The 18,831-nt window shown below is 70.6% G+C and carries 17 protein-coding genes; 9 read left to right on the top strand and 8 right to left on the bottom strand.

The window, feature by feature from the left end; all coding sequences use genetic code 11:
* Nucleotides 1-47: 47 nt before the first annotated feature.
* Entirely contained in the window at nucleotides 48-416 is a 369-nt protein-coding gene (locus QMG73_RS35415) for a RidA family protein (RefSeq protein WP_281903160.1), read from the bottom strand.
* A 295-nt stretch (nucleotides 417-711) separates the two neighbouring features.
* On the opposite strand from QMG73_RS35415, the gene QMG73_RS35410 reads away from it, so the two are divergent.
* The 4 genes from QMG73_RS35410 (at nucleotide 712) to QMG73_RS35395 (ending at nucleotide 4,542) form a co-directional block, all read left to right on the top strand.
* Complete coding sequence (locus QMG73_RS35410) at nucleotides 712-2,625, top strand: hypothetical protein (RefSeq protein WP_281903158.1); 1,914 nt, start codon at nucleotides 712-714, stop codon at nucleotides 2,623-2,625.
* Nucleotides 2,622-3,152 carry a hypothetical protein gene (locus tag QMG73_RS35405; RefSeq protein WP_281903156.1) on the top strand — a complete coding sequence of 177 codons (531 nt, stop codon included), beginning with the start codon at nucleotides 2,622-2,624 and terminating at the stop codon, nucleotides 3,150-3,152. Before QMG73_RS35410 ends, QMG73_RS35405 begins: the two co-directional genes overlap by 4 nt.
* Nucleotides 3,153-3,529: 377 nt before the next feature.
* The gene (locus QMG73_RS35400; RefSeq protein ID WP_281903154.1) at nucleotides 3,530-3,859 is read left to right on the top strand and encodes an ArsR/SmtB family transcription factor; all 330 of its coding nucleotides are present in this window, start codon (nucleotides 3,530-3,532) and stop codon (nucleotides 3,857-3,859) included.
* The gene (locus QMG73_RS35395; RefSeq protein WP_281903153.1) at nucleotides 3,859-4,542 is read left to right on the top strand and encodes a cation diffusion facilitator family transporter; all 684 of its coding nucleotides are present in this window, start codon (nucleotides 3,859-3,861) and stop codon (nucleotides 4,540-4,542) included. Before QMG73_RS35400 ends, QMG73_RS35395 begins: the two co-directional genes overlap by 1 nt.
* Here the strand turns inward: QMG73_RS35395 and QMG73_RS35390 are convergent.
* The 3 genes from QMG73_RS35390 to QMG73_RS35380 all read right to left on the bottom strand — a co-directional run bounded on the left by QMG73_RS35390 (nucleotide 4,539) and on the right by QMG73_RS35380 (nucleotide 6,754).
* Nucleotides 4,539-5,042 carry a hypothetical protein gene (locus tag QMG73_RS35390; RefSeq protein WP_281903151.1) on the bottom strand — a complete coding sequence of 168 codons (504 nt, stop codon included), beginning with the start codon at nucleotides 5,040-5,042 and terminating at the stop codon, nucleotides 4,539-4,541. The genes QMG73_RS35395 and QMG73_RS35390 overlap by 4 nt on opposite strands.
* Nucleotides 5,039-6,091, bottom strand: a complete 1,053-nt coding sequence (locus tag QMG73_RS35385; protein WP_281903149.1) for a helix-turn-helix transcriptional regulator — start codon at nucleotides 6,089-6,091, stop codon at nucleotides 5,039-5,041. The genes QMG73_RS35390 and QMG73_RS35385 overlap by 4 nt, the downstream gene beginning before the upstream one ends.
* Nucleotides 6,092-6,223: 132 nt before the next feature.
* The gene (locus QMG73_RS35380) at nucleotides 6,224-6,754 is read right to left on the bottom strand and encodes a GNAT family N-acetyltransferase (protein WP_281903147.1); all 531 of its coding nucleotides are present in this window, start codon (nucleotides 6,752-6,754) and stop codon (nucleotides 6,224-6,226) included.
* A 243-nt stretch (nucleotides 6,755-6,997) separates the two neighbouring features.
* Here QMG73_RS35380 and QMG73_RS35375 point away from each other — a divergent pair, with 243 nt between their 5' ends.
* Nucleotides 6,998-7,663, top strand: coding sequence for a response regulator (locus tag QMG73_RS35375; RefSeq protein ID WP_281903145.1), 666 nt, complete (start codon nucleotides 6,998-7,000; stop codon nucleotides 7,661-7,663).
* A gap of 3 nt (nucleotides 7,664-7,666) precedes the next feature.
* Here QMG73_RS35375 and QMG73_RS35370 read toward each other — a convergent pair whose 3' ends face one another.
* From QMG73_RS35370 to QMG73_RS35360, 3 genes are all read right to left on the bottom strand, one after another.
* Nucleotides 7,667-9,553, bottom strand: a complete 1,887-nt coding sequence (locus QMG73_RS35370) for a RiPP maturation radical SAM C-methyltransferase (protein WP_281903143.1) — start codon at nucleotides 9,551-9,553, stop codon at nucleotides 7,667-7,669.
* A 26-nt stretch (nucleotides 9,554-9,579) separates the two neighbouring features.
* Entirely contained in the window at nucleotides 9,580-9,861 is a 282-nt protein-coding gene (locus QMG73_RS35365; RefSeq protein WP_281903141.1) for a hypothetical protein, read from the bottom strand.
* Between the two features lie 84 nt (nucleotides 9,862-9,945).
* Nucleotides 9,946-12,762, bottom strand: a complete 2,817-nt coding sequence (locus tag QMG73_RS35360; RefSeq protein ID WP_407676898.1) for an AfsR/SARP family transcriptional regulator — start codon at nucleotides 12,760-12,762, stop codon at nucleotides 9,946-9,948.
* Nucleotides 12,763-13,039: 277 nt separating this feature from the next.
* Here QMG73_RS35360 and QMG73_RS35355 point away from each other — a divergent pair, with 277 nt between their 5' ends.
* Genes QMG73_RS35355 through QMG73_RS35340 form a run of 4 tightly spaced genes read left to right on the top strand, consistent with a single transcriptional unit; the run spans nucleotide 13,040 to nucleotide 16,988 of the window.
* The gene (locus QMG73_RS35355) at nucleotides 13,040-13,576 is read left to right on the top strand and encodes a GNAT family N-acetyltransferase (RefSeq protein WP_281903138.1); all 537 of its coding nucleotides are present in this window, start codon (nucleotides 13,040-13,042) and stop codon (nucleotides 13,574-13,576) included.
* Between the two features lie 10 nt (nucleotides 13,577-13,586).
* Nucleotides 13,587-14,756, top strand: a complete 1,170-nt coding sequence (locus tag QMG73_RS35350) for an argininosuccinate synthase domain-containing protein (RefSeq protein WP_281903136.1) — start codon at nucleotides 13,587-13,589, stop codon at nucleotides 14,754-14,756.
* A complete protein-coding gene (locus QMG73_RS35345) occupies nucleotides 14,753-15,712 on the top strand; it encodes a GNAT family N-acetyltransferase (RefSeq protein ID WP_281903134.1) in 960 nt (319 codons plus the stop codon). Before QMG73_RS35350 ends, QMG73_RS35345 begins: the two co-directional genes overlap by 4 nt.
* On the top strand, nucleotides 15,705-16,988 hold the full coding sequence (locus QMG73_RS35340) for an MFS transporter (protein ID WP_281903132.1): 1,284 nt from the start codon (nucleotides 15,705-15,707) through the stop codon (nucleotides 16,986-16,988). Before QMG73_RS35345 ends, QMG73_RS35340 begins: the two co-directional genes overlap by 8 nt.
* An 867-nt stretch (nucleotides 16,989-17,855) precedes the next feature.
* On the opposite strand, the gene QMG73_RS35335 is transcribed toward QMG73_RS35340, so the two are convergent.
* Nucleotides 17,856-18,831 (bottom strand): non-ribosomal peptide synthetase (locus QMG73_RS35335; protein WP_281903131.1); only part of this gene is annotated, 976 nt, incomplete at its 5' end.

Genomic DNA, 18,831 nt, shown 5'->3' with positions numbered 1-18,831 from the left:
TTGAGGGCCTGACGGTCCGCGAGCTGGGTGCTCACGGCGGCCCGGCTTCAGGCGACGGCGATGGCCTCGATCTCCAGCAGCCACGCCTCGTCGTAGATGCCGGTGATGATGATGGTGAGCGCGGGGCTGTGGTCGCCGAGCACCTCGTGGCGAATGCGGGCGTTGGCTTCCCGGTACTGGCGGTCGGACAGGAAGACGGTGACCTTAGCGAGGTTGCGCTCGGTCATGCCGGCGTCCGTCAAGACGGTCAGCACGTTACGCCATGCCAGACGGCACTGAGCCTCGAACCCGTCCGGCACGGTCCCGTCCGGCGCCTCGGGGACCTGCCCGCTGATGAACAAGGTTCGCTCGGCGCCGGTAACCAGGGCGCCCTGAGCGTAGGACCGAGGTTGTGAGCCAAGGCTAGTGATCTGCACGGCGGGCACGATAAGTGCAATCGTCCGGTCGCGTCCAGTCGGTTCTCCTGTCGCAGGAAGCCCGGCGGCCAACAGCGAATCCGTCGCCTCTGCGACGCACTGTCTTCGGCAGATCCGTAAAGTAGGCATGTGGGTCGCTTCTGCTTGCCTGCGACGGTTCGGCTCCGGCTGGTGGCCATTGGTGATGGCGGCTATGCCGGTGAGGCAGGGGCGGCGCAGTGGCATGGCCCTGACTTGCGCGAAAGGCTGCCCCGGTGGCCCTGACAGTTGGGCCAGGCGCGGGTCAGGCTGAAGAATGCCTGACCGAGAGGGGCCAGCGGAGCGTGAAGGCGCGGCTCGACAAGGCGGCTCGGCCAAGGCGGCCGACGCGGTGCCGACCAACGCGAAAGGGGCGACGAACGCGGCTGCAGCGTCCATATTAGACGGTGGCGGCTCGGGGCCGCTGCTGGTGGAGGCGCTGACCAGGGCTGGTGTCAGCAATCGGGTGGTGGCTGGCCTCGCGAGCGGTGACGCAGAGCCGGCCGCGGTGACGGCTGACGGTGCCATCACGCCTCCCGTGCCCGGCGTCAACAAGACTGGTTTCATCGACCACAGCGACGGCGCCAACCTACGCGACGGGCCGTCCGAAACCGGTGGCCGGGCGGTACACCCGCAGCCGTTGCCGCCGGCCACGCAGGTGTTTGTCAGCGGCACCTTCCCGAAGGCGCCGGAGTGGAGCTACGTCACGGCGCTGCTCGACGGCGCGCTGCTGCGCGGGTACGTGCAGGGCTTTCGGATCACCACGGACCTTCCGGAGCCGACCGCGAAGTTGTACCAGATCCGCGGCGGTGACAACGCCGAAGGGCTGGCGGTGCAGGAATTCTCCACCGCCATACAGGACGGCCACGACCTGCGTTACTACGAGAACGTGCTGTTGTATGTCAACCGGGAGCGGCGCCGGGCCGGCATCGTCGGCCAGTACCAGGACCCGGGCGTCTTCGGTGGCGGCGCCGACAATATCCAGCTGGTGGCCGGCCACCGGATCTGGTTGGTGAGCCCGGCGTACGCGATGGCGCTCAAGGATGTCGTGCCTTCCGGATCGCTGACCGGCGGCGCGGTGGCCAAGGTGAAGCGCTTCGGCGGCCACCTGCAGGACATCCTGGCAAGCGTCACCGACTCGCCACGGTACTTCGCTGTCGTGGCCGGCGAGTACGCGCAGGCGATCCGTGATCACCTACCGGAGATCATCGGCATCGTCGCCCTGTTCGTCACGGCGGAGGTCGGCTCGATGCTGCTCGCCGCCTCGCCGACGGGCGTCGGCCAGATCGTGGCGCTGGTCATCCAACTTGGGCTGGCCGCGTTCGGCGCCGCGGGCCTTGCCACCGCGGGCGTCGCCGCGCTCAAGCACGCGTCGAACTGGCTGACGCTGGCCTGGGAGGCGAACGGTGACGAAGCGATGCTCGCCGAGGCAAGCAAGGAGTTCCTCCGGATGCTGGTGGCCATCGCGATGGCCGCGCTGGCGTACCTCGGCGTCCGCGCCAACGTCGGCAACGCGGTCAAAATCGCCAACTCGATGACGCCTCCGATGCCCCCCGCGTTCGCGGTCGCCGGTGGTGGGCGCACCGGGGTCGGCGCGGGGACCGAGGCGGGCACCGCGGCGGCGCTCGGCCCGCCCACGCCGTTCGGGCCGGTCGGCAACGCCGTCGCTATGACCTCCGAGGAGGAGGGCGGCAGGGCAGGCGGGAGCGGAGGTGGCGGGTCACTGACCGGAGACCTCACCGCGGAGCAGGTGGCCACGATCCGGCGCCTGCCCGGTGGCGAGGAGTGGTACAACAGCCTCGCCACCTTCAGCCCGGCACGCCGAGCCGCGGCGATCGAGGAGGCCAAGGCCGCGCTGGACGCGATGCGGCGAGGTCAGCCCGTCGAGTACATCGGCCGTACGGTCCCGCGTCGAAGCGGCAAAGGTACGCTGACCGAGGTGGACGTCGAGACGGTCGACGAAATCATTCAGGTAAAGGGCGGCGACTACTCGAAGGCCACGAAGCTGTCCGGCGACGACCTCACCCAGTTCAACAACACCCGGATCTACAACGAGCAGATGCGCGTCGGCCCCGACGGCGTCAAGCTGCCACCGAAGAAGCTGGTCTACTACTTCACGCATCAGCCTAGCGAGGCGTTGGTCAAGTGGTGCGAGGGCAAGGGGATCGAAGTGCGGGTACAGGCACCATGAGCGGCACATACGATCTGTTCGTCCTCCAGCGCGCCCCGATGCCAGGCACGGCTGGTGTCCTGAAGGTGCATGCCACAATGCGCGGGCACGACGCCATCACGAGCGATGTCGACGTGTACATTGTGGACCGCGGTGACGACGACGCCGAGCCGGAGCAGATCATCGACGTCGAGCAGGCCCTGGCCGCGGTCTCCGCAAGCCCGCGCCTGGGCCTCGTGCAATACGACATCGACGACACGTTCGTCAATTGCACGTTCCTGAGCGAATACAACGACGGTTACATGGACGGCGTCAAGCTGTCGATCGAGCAGCGCGCCTTCGAGGAGCAGCCCCACCTTCGCGACAAGATGGTCGCGCTGGGCCGGGCACTGCATGACGAGCTCGACGCGGTCCGCACGGTCATGGCCTGGGGCGTGGCCGAGCGCGGGTTCGACTGGCGCGCCGAGCTGGCCAAGGCCCGCGGCGGCGAACGCGCCGGCACGTTCGACCTGCTCGACCTCTTCTCCCCCGATCCGCCGACTCGATAGCCTCCGTTACGGAATGCGACCGCGCTAGTCGCGGCATGAGAGGATGTTGCGCTGGCCGCCCACAATATGGGGTATGGCTGACGGTCAGATCCTCGGCGTAGCCGCTCTTGTCGTATCGCTCTTGGCGCTCATCCGCTATTTCAAAGAGATTCCGGGCTGCCGCGACGTCCGCGGCGGTCCAGGGCCGTTGCTCCCGCGGCCTCACCCTTCGCGGACACACAACCCCGCCCGGCTGGTTTTTGAGCGTGACTGGACGCGGGCGGTGAGGCCGCGGGAGCAGCGGTCTGACGCACGACGGGCATCGCGGTAGCTCGAAATCCTGGTTTGAAAATAGTTCATCCTTTGCTGAATACAGCGACAGCTGTACTGTGTGACACGTGGAGACGTTGACGCACGGGCAGGTGCTCGCCCGCTTCGGGCACGCCCTGTCTGACCCCGTCCGGGCCCGGCTGCTGCTCGCCCTGCGCGACGCCCCCGGCTACCCGGCCGACCTCGCCGATCTGCTGGGCACCAGCCGGCAGAACCTGTCGAACCATCTGGCGTGCCTGCGCGGCTGCGGCCTCGTCGTGGCCGTCCCGGAGGGGCGGCGCAGCCGCTACGAGCTGGCCGACCCCCGCCTGGCGCACGCCCTCGGTGACCTGCTCGGCCTGGTCCTGGCCGTCGACCCGGCCGCCTGCCCGTCCGCCGGCGCCGACGACTGCTGCTGATGGCCGGCCAACCACTCCCCCTGCTCGCGGTCCCGTCCGCCGGCCGCCGCCTGGTCCTGGCCCGCCGGGTGCGGTGGCTGGTCGCCGCCACGATCGCCTACAACACCGTCGAGGCCGTCGTGGCGATCACCGCCGGCACGCTGGCCTCGTCGACCGCTCTGGTCGGCTTCGGCCTGGACTCGGTCATTGAGGTCTCCTCGGCCGCCGCGGTCGCCTGGCAGTTCACCGCCGCCGACCACCAACGGCGCGAACGCACCGCGCTGCGGGTCATCGCGGTCTCGTTCTTCGCCCTCGCGGGTTACGTCGGCATCGAATCCGTCCGGGCGCTGCTCGGCGGCGAACGCGCGGAGCACTCCACGGTCGGCATCGTCCTGGCCGCGGTGTCGCTGGCCGTGATGCCGGTGCTGTCTGGGTTGCAGCGCCGCACCGGCCGCGAGCTCGGCTCCGCCTCCGCGGTCGCCGACTCCAAACAGACGCTGCTGTGCACCTACCTGTCGGCCGTCCTGCTGGCCGGTCTGATCGTCAACTCGCTGTTTGGCTGGTGGTGGGCCGACCCGGCCGCCGCGCTCGTCATCGCCGCCGTCGCCGTCAAGGAAGGCCGCGACGCCTGGCGGGGCATCGCCTGCTGCCCGCCCTTGGCCGCGGACGAGGGCTGCGACGACGGCTGCTGCACACCGCCCTAGCAGTGGCCGCAGACCGGAGTGGGGTCTCCCTCGTTCCGCCGCTGGAACGGCTGGGCGACCAGCCCGTCGTCGACGGACGTGGGCCACACCATCATCGGCGCGGTCGCGTTTTTCCAGGTGACTTTGACGCAGGCGATGCGGACGTCGTAGTCCGTGACGACGCAGATGCCTATGTCTGCGGGGAGCCTGGTCACCTGCAGGGTGTCGGAGAACGCCGTCTTGTCGTCATGGGAGTACCAGCGCATGTCCGCTTCGCTCAGGGTGCCGTAGGGCAGGCCCGCCACGAAGACGGCGTATCCCCACCTCGGTAGCGGGTTGTCGTCTGTCACGCCGCAATCCAGGTATCCGGTCAGCGTGAGGTAGTCGCCAGCCGCGGCTTCCGATCGCTCGACGGCGCCGGAGAAGCACGGGATGCGCTGCCAGCCGGCATCCGCGGCGGCGGGTGAACCGGCGCCGAACAGCGCGAAGACCGCGACGGCCAGCACGGTCAGGTATTTCATCGGTCTCCCCCGTCGATGGTGTCGGAGTCGGTGGGCGCGCCGGTTGGCGTCGCCACGTTGAGCGCGCCGAGGGCGAGGCCCAACTGGAAGCGGTTGTCGACGCCGAGACGGTCCATCAACGCCCGCAGCGTGTAGGTGAGCGAGCGGGTGGACATGCCAAGCTGCTGCGCCGAGGCGGCGTCTGTGTGCCCCTGTGCGAGCAGCGCGACGACTGCTTTCTCCCGTGATGTCAACACGATCGCCGGTACTCCGTTCCGGCTTGGGTCCACCCCGTTGCTCCAGTGACGGGCGAACAGCCTGACAAGCGAATCGACCGTGGCGCGATCGTCGATCTCCCACGTGCCGCGGTCAAGGTCGAAGGGATCGACGGCGAGGAGCGCCACCCGCCGATCGAAGATCATGAGCTTTTGCGGCAGGCGCGCCGCTGTCTCCCGGTACTCGCCGCCGAGCCGGCCGAACTCGATCGCGTGCTGCGCCGAGCGGTCTCCGTCGGCGGGTGGGCGGCTCAGCGTGCGCATCCGGACGCCGCGACGCAGGGCCGCGACGTCCAATGGCGCGGCGGCCGCCAGCACCTCGGTGCCGAAGGCCTGCTCGGGCTGCATCGACAGGTGCTCGATCCGCTCCAGGTCTGCCAGCTCGGCGATGCGCCGGCGGCGGGCCTCACGGTCTGGCAGCCGCCTCGCCGGAATTCCGCCCCGTTCAAATGGCGCAGAATCGCCGCCGGTTGCCACGGCGGCGCGCCGGAACGCGCGCCGCCGCAGGGTCATCACGACAGCGTCGGCGAGCAGCGCCCGCCAGATCGAGGCGTCCACGCCGTACGCCGACGGCTCGCGCTCCACCGTGACGATGCGTGCGGCAAGCAGCTCGTCGAGCGCGGCTCGGACCCTGCGGACCCCCAGGCCAAGCTCCAGCGCGACCTCGCCGGAGGGTTGCGGCCCGAAGGTCAGCAGGCACCGATATACCAGGTCGGCGTCCGCCGAGACACCCCAGCGGACCAGCGCCGGGACGGCCTGGCCGATCGCGAGCACGCCGGTTTTTCTGCCTGCCATGAGCGACCATCCCCCCGAACCGTCGAACTCTGGTACGCAGCGATATTTGCACTGGAGTACGACATTGTCTCTACCTCGAAGAGATCATCGAGGAATCCGTTGCGGGATCCCGCAACCCGTCATGATCTACAGTCAGCCCGCCGGACGGGCCTCACCGCGGGTCATGGCGTACACCACGTGGTTCCGCCAGGAGCCGCGATGGAAATACGATCCGCGCAGCACTCCCTCCCGCCGGAATCCGACCCGCTCCAGTGACTTCTGCTCGGCGAGGTTCTCTTCGTCGGTGAGCGCCTCGAGCCGGTTGGCGGTGGTGTAGTCGAACAGGTAGTCGACCAGGAGCCGCTGCGTCGCGGTGCCCAGCCCTCGACCCCGGTACTCCGGGAGCAGGGCGATGCCGATTTCGAAACACGCACCGGTCGGACCGCGGCGTTGCGCCGGGCGGTAGCTCACCACGCCGGCCGGGGTGTCGTCGGCCGCGGCCACGGCGAGCGCCGTGACGCCCGGACCCACGTATCCGTCTTGCTCCCAGCGGCGGCGCCTGGTGCGCGGGTCGATGAAGCCTTTCCACTCGAACTCACCGACCGCTTCGGGATCGGTGCACAACCGGTCCAGGAAATGAAGATCATCTTCCCGGAACGCCCGCAGCACGAGCTTTTCTTCCACGCGTCCCCCTTTCGGCCATCTTGTCTGCCGCACGCTACATTTCGGTATCCGCCCGCGTCTTCCGTCCAATCCTGAACCGTGCGTTGTGCGAACACGCATTGCTGGATGACGTCGATTCGACGCCACGCTTACCCATCCACTGTGGACAGCCATCGCCGAGTTCAACGCCGTCCAGTCGTTCTTCAATCGATGTCCAGCGCACTCAGTGACGATGCAATCACACGTGGATGGAGCCTGGTGGAAATGGTGCTGCGCGTCCTTATTTGCGACAAGTTTCTCGTGGTACGCAACGGCCTGCGGGCGTTGCTGGAGTCCGAGCCCGATGTCGAGGTGGTCGATACCACCGACAGCGGCACCCACGCGATCATGTTGGCTCGCATGGCCCGGCCGCACGTCGTGGTCACCGGCCTGGAGTTGCTGGGACTGAACGGGGTCGAGCTCATCCGTCAGCTGACCAAGGACGATCGCGGTCCCGCGCCACGCGTGGTCGTGTACTCGATAGGCGACGCCGACGACGCCGTCAGCGAGGTGCTGCACGCCGGCGCGAGCGGCATCCTGACCAAGGACGCCGGCAAGGGCGAGCTGGTGTCCGCGATCCGCGCGGCCGCCAACGGGGAGGCCATGCTGGCTCCCGCCGTGGCGCAACGCCTGGTGGACTGGTTCCGGCGCCGGGACACCCAGCCCGACACGACGCTGCGCAAGGTCGTCGGGACCCTGACCCCCCGCGAGCGGGAGGTGTTGCTGCTCCTCGCCGAAGGGATGCAGCCAGAAGACATCGCCGTCAAGCTGTACATCGGGGTGACCACGGTTCGCACGCACATCTACCGGCTGCGGGGCAAACTGGATCTGAAGGATCGCGCCCAGCTGGTGTCGTTCGCCTACCGCGCGGGGCTGATGCGGTCGGCCTGAGTCTCACCGCCCGCTGACCGCGGGGAGCGCGAGCGCCACGGCGAGCTGGCCGTCGAGCAACATCAGCCCACGGCGCTGGAACTCACCGAACACCTCCTGGACCGCCTCCACCGACAGCCGTCCGCCCAGCTTCTCCCGCACCGCGGACGCGGTCGTCGGGCGGTCGCCGCAGGCGAGATAGATCTCGGCGAGCGTGCCGCGGAAGGCGTACGTGCCTTCCCGCCCCGGCTGCCTGCCGTCGTAGATCTGCAGATAGTCCGGCGCCGACCGGTACGTGAGCACCGGTCGCCGGTCGCCTGCCCACGCCGCCTGCCAGCCCCGGACGGCCGAGTCGAGCTCCTGGTACGCGCTGTCTGGCAGCGCCTCCACCGGGTCGTACTCGAAGAAGTAGGCCACCTTGTCGAGATCGACGCTGTCCGGATACACGTAGCGGTAGCTGTGCTCCGGGGTCCGAGAGCGCAGCGGAAACGTCGCCTCGTCGGCGTAGAGCGGGCTGAAGCGCTCCAGCCAGAGCCGGCCGACGCCGCGCGGTGGCTGAAGATGCAGCAGGTGCGGCACGAGCGCGGCCTGATCGGCGTAGTCCTGTGTGGACTCCCGCGGGAAGCCCCACAAGATGTTCCACGCCACGTCCATGTCGTAGTACTGCGCCCAGCGAAGCAGGTTGACGTTCTGCGCGGCCGTCACGCCCTTGCGCATGAGGCGCAGCACGCTCGAGCTCAGCGACTCGAGGCCGGGCTGGATCCGGCGAAGCCCCGCCAACGCCATGAGTTTCAGCTGCTCGCGGGTGAGGTTCGCCTTGACCTCGTAGAAGAACTCGTAGCCGGTCTCGGTGTCGACCAGGATCGGGAAGAGCCGCTTCAGGTACGCCGGGTCGAGGATGTTGTCGACCGCCTCGAACCGGAAGCTGCCGTGCCGCCGTGCCTGCTCAGCGAGCTCGTCGAGCACCCGGTCCGGTGACTTCGCGCGGAACCGCATCGTCGTCCCGTTGAGCCCGCAGAACGTGCAGTGGTGTTTGGCTCCCCACCAGCATCCGCGGGCCGCCTCGAACGGTATCCACAGATGGCGGTTTCCGACCCTGGGCAGCAGCGACAGGTTTTCGGCCCGGGTGAAGTACTCGGCATAGTCGGGGACGGGCAGCTCGTCGAGATGCGGCAACGGCGCCGCCGCCGGGGTGGCCGCCACCGTCGCGTCGACCCGGCGGGCGACACCCGGCACCGCGCCAGGGTCGGCTCCGGCGGCCAGCGCGGACAGCAGCTGGGGAAAGGCGACGTCGCCCTCGCCGATGACGGCGAAGTCGACACAGTCGACCGAGCGGACCACCTCCAGTCCCATCTCGCCGTCGAAGTTCGCCCCACCGAACACGGTGACCAGCTCCGGCCAGCGCTGCTTCAATCGCCGTGCCAGCGCGAACGACGCGACGTTCTGCTGGAAGGTGGAGGTGAAACCGACGACGCGCGCTTCGCCCCACGGGTACGTGTCGACGAGCGCGTCCAGGTAGGCCGGGACATCCTGCTCGCGGGTGCGCCGCAATCGATCTCGCAGCTGCTCCGGTGAGTCGGCCAGATACGACAGCTCGTCGGCGAACTCGTCGAGCAGCTTGGCTTCCGGATCGGGCGCGGCGTCACCGAAAGCCGCCACCGAGAACAGCCACTCGCCGACCATCCGGCCGCGGTGCTGGGACAGTCCACTGTAGTAGTCGGCGCCGATCCGCGCGGCGAGGTCGAGGTTCGCGTGCAGGGTCCGGACCGGGAAGCCGTACTGGCCGGCGATCGCCTTGAGCAGGCCGAGCTGGATGGACGGGCGGTAGATGCCCATGAACGGCATCGAAACGAGGACCACCGGCCAGGCCGCGTGCCGGTCGCGGGTGGCGCTGTCCAACGGGATAGCCATCGCTTTCAGTGAGATAGCCACCGTACTCAGTGGATCAGCCCGATGTCGCCGGGCCCGCCAGCGATCCACTCCTCCCCGGGTGTGAACGCCTCGTCGAACTGCGCGCGGATGCTGTCGGCGCTCTCCGTCCGCGTCGCGGCCGGCTCGGCCGCGGCGGCACCCGTGCCGGAAACGCCGATGACGATGCCGGACAGCACGGCGGCCGCCAGGAGGTTGCGCGCGAGGCCCTCGGTGTCGCCGCCTTCCTTGTCGCTGCCGTCCGTGTCGCCGCCGTTCGTGTAGCTCTGGCCATGCTCGATGTTGGGCACGAAGACCTCCGAACGTAACGAGAACCGAAGCAATGCTCCCCGCGTCGATTACGGGTCGTCAAGCTTTCACCTATGCCGATGTCATCAACCAGCCGACATGGCGCCGACCGTGTGCAGCTTGGCCCGGACCTGGTTGGCCTCGGGATGTCCGAACGCGTCGAGGATGACCAGCGCCTCCTGCCAGGCGACGCGGGCGGAGTCCACCTCGCCGACGGCCCGCTGGATGTCGCCGAGGCTGTGCAGCGCGCGGGCCTCGAAGTACCGGTAGCCGACCTTGCGCCGCAGGGCGAGCGCACGCCGGTAGCACCGGATGGCCTCCTGCTGGCGCCCGAGCAGGTTGTAGATGAATCCGAGGCTGTCCCAGGCGTGTGATTCGCCCTTCTCGTCGCCCGCCGACTGGTACAGCCGCAGCGCCTCCTGGCAGTGCGCGAGCGCGTCCTGCGGGCTGCCGATGTGCGCCTGGTACCAGCCGACCGCGTTGCAGGCGTCGGCCTGGCCGGACCGGTCGCCGGCGTGCTGGAACATGCCGGCGGCCTGCTCCGCGTGCCTGAGCGCCGCGTGGTGCTCCCCGCGCCGCTCGCAGATGACCGCGAGGTTCAGGTGGGTACGGGCCTGGCCGCACCCGTCGCCGAGATCCCGGTACAGGTCGAGTGCCCGCAGCAGGTGGGTCTCCGCCTCGTCGCGCCCGAACCAGATGTGGAAATGGGCGAGCCGCCGATGCGCGTGCGCACGCACGCGCTGGTCGTCGAGGCGCTCGCCGGCACGCAGGGCGGCGTGCTGCACCGCGGCCAGGTCGTGCCAGTGCCCGCCCCGCTCGAGCAGGGTCGTCATGGCCCACGCCAGCTGCCAGGTGTGGGTGTCGAAGCCCTCGGCCGCGGCGGCCTCGACGCCGGCGAGCAGCGCGGGGTGCTCGTTGGTCAGCCAGGCCAGCGCCTGCTCGTGGTGTACCAGGGCTTCCTGGGCGACCCCTGGCTGGGGCGGCGCCAGCGCGATCTGCTCCCGATGCGGGTCGAGCAGGCGATCCGCGGCGTGGGCGGTGTGCACCCAGTGGTCGAGCAGCCGGTGCAGCGCGGCGCGCCGGCTCTGTTGGGTGTCGCGGGCGTGCAGCAGCTCGGTGGCGTAGCTGCGCAGCAGGTCGTGCCGCACGTACCGGCCGGGGCTGCGCTCGGTGATCAGGTGCGCGCCGACCAGCTCGGCCAGCGGCTGGCGCACCTGCGCGGTCGGTACGCCGGCGAGGCTCGCCGCGGCCGGCGCCGTGATGTCCGCGCCCGGGTGGAGTCCGAGCAGCCGGAAGAGCATGGCCGCCGGTGCGGTGAGGGCGTGGTACGACCAGGAGAAGACCGTGCGCACGTCGCTGGTCGGATCGTCGGCGGTCAGCGCGTCGAGGCCACCGGCCGCGCGCAGCTGGTCGGCGAGCGCGGTGAGCGGGAAGCCGGGGTGGGTGGTCGCACGCGCGGCCACGATGGCGACGGCCAGCGGCAGCCGCGCGCACATCGTGATGATCTCGTCCACCGCGTCGGGCTCGGCCGCTACCCGGTCGGCGCCGAGCCGCCGGGCCAGCAGTGCCTTGGCTTCGGTCGACGACAGCAGGTCGAGCGTGACCGGGTGCGCCCCGTCGGTGGCGACCAGGCTGGTGAGCTGGTTGCGGCTTGTCACCAGTACCAGGCAGCCGGGCGTGCCGGGCAGCAGCGGGCGGACCTGCTCGGCGTCGCGGGCGTTGTCGAGCAGTACCAGCACGCGCCGGTCCGCGATCAGGCTCCGGTACAGGGCGGCCTGCGCGTGCAGGCTGGCCGGGATGCGTTCAGCGGGCACCCCGAAGGCGTCCAGGAAGCCGCGGACCGCCTCGGCGGCGCTCATCACCGACCCGCTCGGATCGAACCCGCGCAGGTTGACGTACAGCTGCCCGTCGGGGAACCGGTGCCGGACCCGGTGGGCGAAGTGGACCGCCAGCGCGGTCTTGCCGACTCCCGCGGTGCCGGACACGGCCGAGATGACCACCGCCCTGGGCCGGCCGGTGGTCATGCCGGCCAGCAGATCGTCCAGCTGCCGCAGGTGGCTGTCGCGACCGGTGAACGACGCGACGTCGGCCGGCAGTTGCGAAGGCACCGGGTACTGGGCGGCGACGCGAGGCGTACCGGCGCCGCTGGGCTGTTCGTCCTCGGCGAGCAGGGACGCGTGGGCGGCCACCAGGTCGGGGCCCGGGTCGACGCCGAGCTCGTCGGCCAGCCGGTGCCCGATGCGGTCGTACGCGACGAAGGCTTGCGCCCGGCGCCCGGCGGCCCGATAGCCGCGGATCAAGCGGGCCTGTGCGGCCTCGTCCAGCGGCTGTTCGGCCGCGACCTCCTCCAGCGCGGGCAGCGCCTCGCCGGCGGCGCCGGTGGCGATCATCAGCTCGCCGTAGCGGCCCACGATGGCGCGCCGCTCCTCGGCCAGCGCCACCAGCTTCGGGTGGCCGGCGAGCATGGTGATGTCGGCCAGTGGACCGCCGTGCCACAGCCGCAGCGCCTCGCCGAGCAGCTCGGCGGCCCGCCGCTGGTCGCCGGCTTGTTGCGCACCGGTGGCGGTGGAGACCAAGTGGCGGAACCGCACCAGGTCCACGCTCTCGGCCGGCAGGCGCAGCGCGTACCCGTCGCCGACCGCGGGCAGAATCGCGCTCGGGGTGCGGGGCGGCCGGTCGGGCTCCAGGAGCCGGCGCAGGTGCTTGACGGACGTCTGGATCACGTTGGCCGCGCTGGGCGGCGGCGCGTCGCCCCACAACGCGTCGACGAGCTCGGCCCGCGACAGCGGCTGGCCACCGGCGAGCGCCAGCAGGCCGAGGACCGCTCGCTGGCCGACCCGGCCCAGCTCAACGGGCTCCTCGCCGCGCCACGCGCGCAGCGGGCCGAGCACTTGGATCCGCAAGGCAATCACCCCGTCCACCTGCCTCTGCGCGCGATGGCCCGTCGCTCAACAGATAACCGATCTAGCCCGACAGATACCTGGGATCTTCAATGAGCCAACCATCCGGAGTGGCCTATCGGATCGTAGCCGTCCCCGGTACGCACGGCACGTGTTGGTGCCACCGCCACCGGTAGTCGTCGTGGTGACGACACGGGCGCCGCCGGGGCTCATAGCGGCACGGACGACGCGGACCGGTCGCGACCGTAGGTTCGAGCCATCCGTCGAGCGAGGGGGCTCCGTGACAGACAAGCTCGCGTTGCGCGCGTTCACCGAAGTGGATCTCTCCTTTCTGGACCGGTGGGGCACGGACCCGGAGACGGTGGGCCCGTTCGAATGGTTCGGCTTCGTCGACCCGCGCAAACGGCGTCGTCGCTGGGAGAAGGACGGATACGTCAGCGCGGAGCACACGGCGCTCGCGGTGTGCGAGGCGGACCAGCCCGCCGTCGGTGTGGCGAGCTACTGGCCGAAACCCCACGGCGGCCCGCCCGGCGGATGCTACGAGATCGGCATCGCGCTGGTGCCGGAGTGCCGGGGCCGCGGGCTGGGCACCGCGGCGCAACGGCTGCTGGTGGATCACCTGTTCGGCTACACGACCGCGAACCGCGTCGAGGCCCTGACCGACGTGGAGAACGTCGCCGAGCAGAAGGCTCTGGAGCGCGCCGGCTTCGCGCGGGAGGGGCTGCTGCGCGGCGCCTACTTCCACCGCGGTGCCTGGCGGAGCCTGCTGCTGTACGCCGTGCTGCGCGACGATCCGCGCCCGCAACCATCCATCTGAGGAGTGGACCATGAAGCTCGCCGACCTGCGGAGCCACCGCGTCGGAATTCTCATGTCCGGCGGCCTGTCCTGCACGGCGGTCGGTCTCTGGCTGGCCGAGAACGGCGTGGAGACGGTCGCCTTCGTCGCCGACCTCGGCCAGACCACGCCCTATCACGCGGCCGAGGGCGCCGAACTGCTCACCAGCCAGGGCATCAAGACACAGGTCGTCGACCTCCGCGAGCAGTTGGCCGACCTGTACCTGGAGTTCGTGAAGTACCAGGCCACCTACGACGGCGGGTACTGGAACACCACCGGCGCCTCCCGCGCGGCGCTCGTCTCGGGCCTGGCCGACTCGCTGCGCGCGGCCGGCTGCACGGTACTCGCGCACGGCTGTGTGGGCGGCGGCAACGACCAGGGCCGGTTCGCCCGCTACACCGAGGCCCTCGCCCCCGACCTCGCCGTCTTCGCACCGTGGACCAACAGCTGGCTGCTGGAGCGCTTCCCCAACCGGCGCAGCATGACCGACTACCTGCTCGATCGCGGGATGCCCGCCGAGTACGGCCGGTTCGTCGACTACTCCGTCGAGGAGAACCTCGGTGGCATCGCGCACGAGAGCACGCAGCTGGAGCGGGTGAGCACGCCGGCACGCGTACTCGATCCGATCATGACGGTCTGGCCGCACGCCGCGCCGGACGAGACCGAGCTGATGCGCGTCCGCTTCGTCGCCGGCCGCCCGGTCGAGATCAACGGTGAACCGGTATCGGCGTTGCGGGCCGTGCTCATGGCCAACGAGTTCGGCGGCCGAGGTGGCGTCCCGCCGCGCAGCGTGGTGGAGAACAGGGTCAACGGCACGAAGTGCCGCGGCGTGTACGAGGCACCCGGCCTGGAGGTGCTCGGGCAGTGCGTCGCCGCGCTGTACCAGCTCAGCCTGGACAAGGCGTCGGCCGAGCTGATGCACTCGCTGTCCCGCCGCCTCGGGCGGGCGGTGTACGAGGGCCGCCTCTACGAGACCGCGACCCTGGCCGCGCGGGCGTCGGCCGACGCGCTGGCGGCGAGCGCGACCGGCACCGTGACCGTCGAGGTCTACAAGGGAAACATCTTCGTCAGCGACCTGAACCTCGCCGCCGAGTCGCCCGGTGTCGCGCAGCAGACCCGGTTCGACCGGGGCGGCCACCACTGGCAGGTCGCGGGACAGTGACCGGCAGCGACCTGCGGCAGCGGCCGTACGCGCCCGCCGACGCGGCCGGGCTCGCCGCGATGTTCAACGCGCTGGAGGAGCACGTCGGCTTCCCGCCGTCCTCCACGCCCGGGCAGCTGGGGCAGTACCTGACCACCGCCCTCGCCGACCCCGAGCGCGACTCCACGCTACGGCTCGACGCCGATGGCCGTATCGTGGCCGCCGGCCTGGTGATCGCTCCACCCGCCGGCGGAGACCGGGTCTGGCTATTCGGCGGCGTGCTTCCGGACCGGCGTGCCGCCGGCGTCGGCCGCGAGTTGCTGCGCTGGCAGTTCGACCGCGCCGCGCGGATGCGCGGCGCCTCCGGGGCGGATGGCGCCTGGACCGCGCACGCCACCACCCCTGTGCAGGACGAGGCGGCGATACGCCTGTACCGCCGCGCCGGCATGACGGCGAGCCGTTACTGGACGGGCATGAGCGCGCCCACCGCGGGCGCACGACCGGTCCCGTTGCCCGATGGGCTGCGGGCAGACAGCTACCAGCCCGGCTTCGCGCGCGCTCTCTACGCCGCCGACACGGAGGCTTTCGCCGGCCACTTCGCCACCCAGGTCCACGACTACGAACGCTGGGCCGCGCGCAACGTCGAGCGGAACACCTTCCTGCCGGAGCTGTGCGTCCTGGTGTTCGACGGCGACGAGCTGGCCGGCTACATCGTGCCGCACCGGGGGGTGGATCCCGGAACCGTCTACATCGGACACCTCGGGGTCCGCAAGCCGTGGCGGCGTCGCGGACTCGCTACGTGCATGCTGAAGACGCTGCTGGCGACCGCGGCCGGCGCTGGCTGGCACAGCGTCCGGTTGCAGGTGGACGCCGACAACGCGCACGGCGCGACCGGTGTCTACGAGCGGATCGGTTTCACCGCGACCACCCGAACGGTCACCTACGAACTCGCCGTGGAGATGAGCGCGGATGACTGAAGAGCGGCCCGCACTGAACCAGAACACCAACTTCCACAAGCTCTGGGCGGGACAGTCGATCTCGCTCGTGGGCATCAACGTCACGTACGTCGCGCTCCCGCTGCTGGCCATCTACGCCATCGACGCGGGGGCCTTCGAGGTCGGTCTCATCACACTGGCGGAGACCGTCCCCTACCTGCTGGTCACGCTGTGGGCGGGCGCCTGGATCGACGGGCGCCGCCGGATCCCGGTGATGCTCTTCGCCGACCTCAGCCGGGGCGCGATCCTGGTCGCGGTGGCGGTCCTGACCCTGCTGGGCATGGTGAACCTGGAGATCATCGTCGGGCTGATGCTGTTCTACGGCGTCGGCTCGGTCCTGTTCGAAGTGGCCTACTACGCGGTCGTGCCGTCGATCGTGCGCCGTTCCGATCTGATGCGAGCCAACAGCCGGCTGCAGACGAGCGGCTCCTTCGCGCTGCTGGCCGGCACGAACATCGGCGGCGTGCTCACCCAGGTGGTGACCGCGCCGTTCGCGCTGATCGTCGACGCGTTCACCTTCGTCGCCTCCGCGGTGAGCCTGCGGTGGATGCGGGTACAGGAGACCATCCAACCCGCGACACCCGGCGAGAGTCGCCGCCGGCAGATCTGGGAAGGGCTGCGGTACGTCGCGCGGCAGCCGGTGCTGCGGTCGCTGACGCTCAGCTCAGCGCTCTACAACTTCTTCACCACCGGGGTGATGACGCTCTTCCCGGTCTTCGCCGTGCGGACCCTGGAGCTCAACGCGGCGACGATCGGCTTCGTCCAGTCGTTCGGCGCGATCGGGGCCGCGTTGGGCGCCCTCCTCGCCACCCGCATGATCGCGGCGCTGGGTGCCGGCTCGTCCTACATCTGGGCCAAGGGCCTGGCGTGGGCCTCCGTCCTGAGCCTCGGCCTGATCCCCGCGCACAGTCCGGTGACGGTCGCGGCGCTCGTGGTGGCCTTCTCCGTGAGCGGCATGCTCATCGTCTCGAACGTCGTCGGCATCACGCTCCGGCAGGCGGTCACGAACGACCAGATGCTCGGCCGGATGACCGCTACCTACAAGTTCATCTCGTACGGCGCCCAGTCGCTGGGCGGGTTCGGCGCGGGGCTCGCCGGCGAGCTGTTCGGCTTGCGGGCGGCGATGGTGGGCGGCGGCATCCTGCTGATCACCACGGTGCTCGTCGCGCTGGTCCCCGCGGTCCGCACCGTCCGCGAACTCCCCACAGAGGTCCCGGACGAGCCAACCCCCACCCCCGCCGCGGCAGCGACGAAGTAACCCGCGCCGCGCGGGGCCAGGTGCGCGGGTGCGCGGCGCGCGCGGGGCTCGCGCCGCGCACCGCGGGCTCGCGGGGCTCGCGGGGGCGCACGCCGCGCGCGGCGCCACCCTTCCGCCGATCAAGGGCGAATGCACGTGGTTCGATCTCAAAACCGCGTGCGTTCGCCCTTGATCCACGCACATGGCCTTGATCGGCGGACCCTCGGGGTGTGAGGCCGCGCGCCGTCGCGACCGGGGCTGGTCGCCGGGGTTTGGGGGTGGCGGCGGCCTGTCGCCGCGCGGTGCGCGGTGCGCGGTGCGCGGTGCGCGCCGATCAAGGCCATTCGCATCGATCAAGGGCAAATGCACGCGGAAAGAGATGGCGGGCATATGCCCTTGATCGGCGCGCACGGCGTGGCGACACGCCGTGCCCGGCCGGCCTGGGGGCGGACGCACGCGAAGAAGAGATCCAACCGCGTGCGTTCGCCCTTGATCGGCGGACAGGGCGTGGCGACACGCCGTGCCCGGCCGGCCTCGCGGCGGACGCACGCGGTTTAGAGATCCAACCACGGGCATACGCCCTTGATCGGCGGGCTGGGCGGGGCCGGCGCGCGGTCGCGGGTGGGCGGCGGCGCCGGGACAGGATGAGCGCGGGGTGGTCTGGCCCTCTCGCGCGCGACAAGGTCAAAACCAGGAGCGAGGTCTGGGCTACCGCGATGTCCGTCGGGCGCTAGGCCGTTGCTCCCGCGGCCTCGCCGTACGCGCTCCCACGGTCAAACCCGCCGGCACGCGGAGGGTGGGGCCGCGGGAGCAACGGTAGGGACCGCGACGAGCGTCGCGGTAGCTCGAAATCCCCGGGTCTTGCCGCTCGTGACCTATGTGGACTGATCAGCTGTCGAGCAGGTCGGTCACTATCGCGGCCAGGGCGGTCACGTGGGGCTCTCGCAGGACAGTGTAGTGGTTGCCGGGCACCTCGATCCGGCTCGCGTGCGCCGGCCAGCGCGGGGTCCGTCCGTCCCGCCGCTCCCGGGCGGTCAGCAGCGTCGCGCCACTGTGGATGGTCGGGAGGCGGTACGTGCGGGCTGCCAGCGACGTCGCGATGAAGACGTCCATCCGCGCCCGCAGCTCCCTTTCGATCCCTGCGGGGACGAGACCGGCCCGCTCCAACGCCTTCGTCACGGCCGCGGCCCGCTCGTTTTCGGGCAACCCGTGCAGCTCCAACGCCGGCGCCGGGACGCCGGCCTGGGCGGCGACGTCGTGCGCGAAGTGGGCGAGCAGCTCGGCGTGGTTCGGGAGCGGGTCGTCGGGGCGGGGCGCGACGGTGTCCAGCAGGGTCAGCAACGCCACCGGCTCACCTCGTTCGCGCAGCCGGGCGGCGAGTTCGAGCGCGATCAGACCGCCAGCCGACCAGCCCAGCAGGTGGTACGGCCCGCGTGGTTGGCGCGCGAGCAGCTCCGGCAGGTACCGCTCGGCCATCTCCGGTACGGCGCGCAGCGGCTCACCGCCGTGCAGTCCGGCCGCCTCGAACCCGTAGACCGGCAGGTCCGCGGGGAGCAGGCCGGTCAGGGCCAGATACGGCGCGGCGGATCCACCAACCGGGTGTACGCAGAACAGCGGCGGCCGGGATCCGTTGGCGCGCAACGGCACGAGCAGCTCCTGTCGTGGCTGGGCGGCTGCCGGGACGGGTTGCCTGTCGATCGCGGCCGCGATGCCGCTGATCGTCGCGTCCAGGTACACCTGCCGGAGGTCGATGTGGTGGCCCAGGGTGTCGTGGATGCGGGAGATGAGTTGGATGGCGCGCAGGGAGTTGCCGCCGTGGGTGAAGAAGTTGTGTTGGGTGCTGATCTGGTCGGTGGGGATGTCC

Source organism: Phytohabitans aurantiacus (assembly GCF_027923225.1).
GTDB classification, from domain to species: domain Bacteria; phylum Actinomycetota; class Actinomycetes; order Mycobacteriales; family Micromonosporaceae; genus Phytohabitans; species Phytohabitans aurantiacus.
This window is presented reverse-complemented; position numbering and strand designations above follow the sequence as displayed.

Excerpts from the sequence above, each read along its gene's own strand:
- QMG73_RS35410 (WP_281903158.1), top strand. The coding sequence starts at position 712 with ATGCCTGACCGAGAGGGGCCAGCGGAGCGTGAAGGCGCGGCTCGACAA.
- QMG73_RS35405 (WP_281903156.1), top strand. The coding sequence starts at position 2,622 with ATGAGCGGCACATACGATCTGTTCGTCCTCCAGCGCGCCCCGATGCCA.
- QMG73_RS35395 (WP_281903153.1), top strand. The coding sequence starts at position 3,859 with ATGGCCGGCCAACCACTCCCCCTGCTCGCGGTCCCGTCCGCCGGCCGC.
- QMG73_RS35390 (WP_281903151.1), bottom strand. The coding sequence starts at position 5,042 with ATGAAATACCTGACCGTGCTGGCCGTCGCGGTCTTCGCGCTGTTCGGC.
- QMG73_RS35385 (WP_281903149.1), bottom strand. The coding sequence starts at position 6,091 with ATGGCAGGCAGAAAAACCGGCGTGCTCGCGATCGGCCAGGCCGTCCCG.
- QMG73_RS35375 (WP_281903145.1), top strand. The coding sequence starts at position 6,998 with ATGGTGCTGCGCGTCCTTATTTGCGACAAGTTTCTCGTGGTACGCAAC.
- QMG73_RS35370 (WP_281903143.1), bottom strand. The coding sequence starts at position 9,553 with ATGGCTATCCCGTTGGACAGCGCCACCCGCGACCGGCACGCGGCCTGG.
- QMG73_RS35350 (WP_281903136.1), top strand. The coding sequence starts at position 13,587 with ATGAAGCTCGCCGACCTGCGGAGCCACCGCGTCGGAATTCTCATGTCC.
- QMG73_RS35340 (WP_281903132.1), top strand. The coding sequence starts at position 15,705 with ATGACTGAAGAGCGGCCCGCACTGAACCAGAACACCAACTTCCACAAG.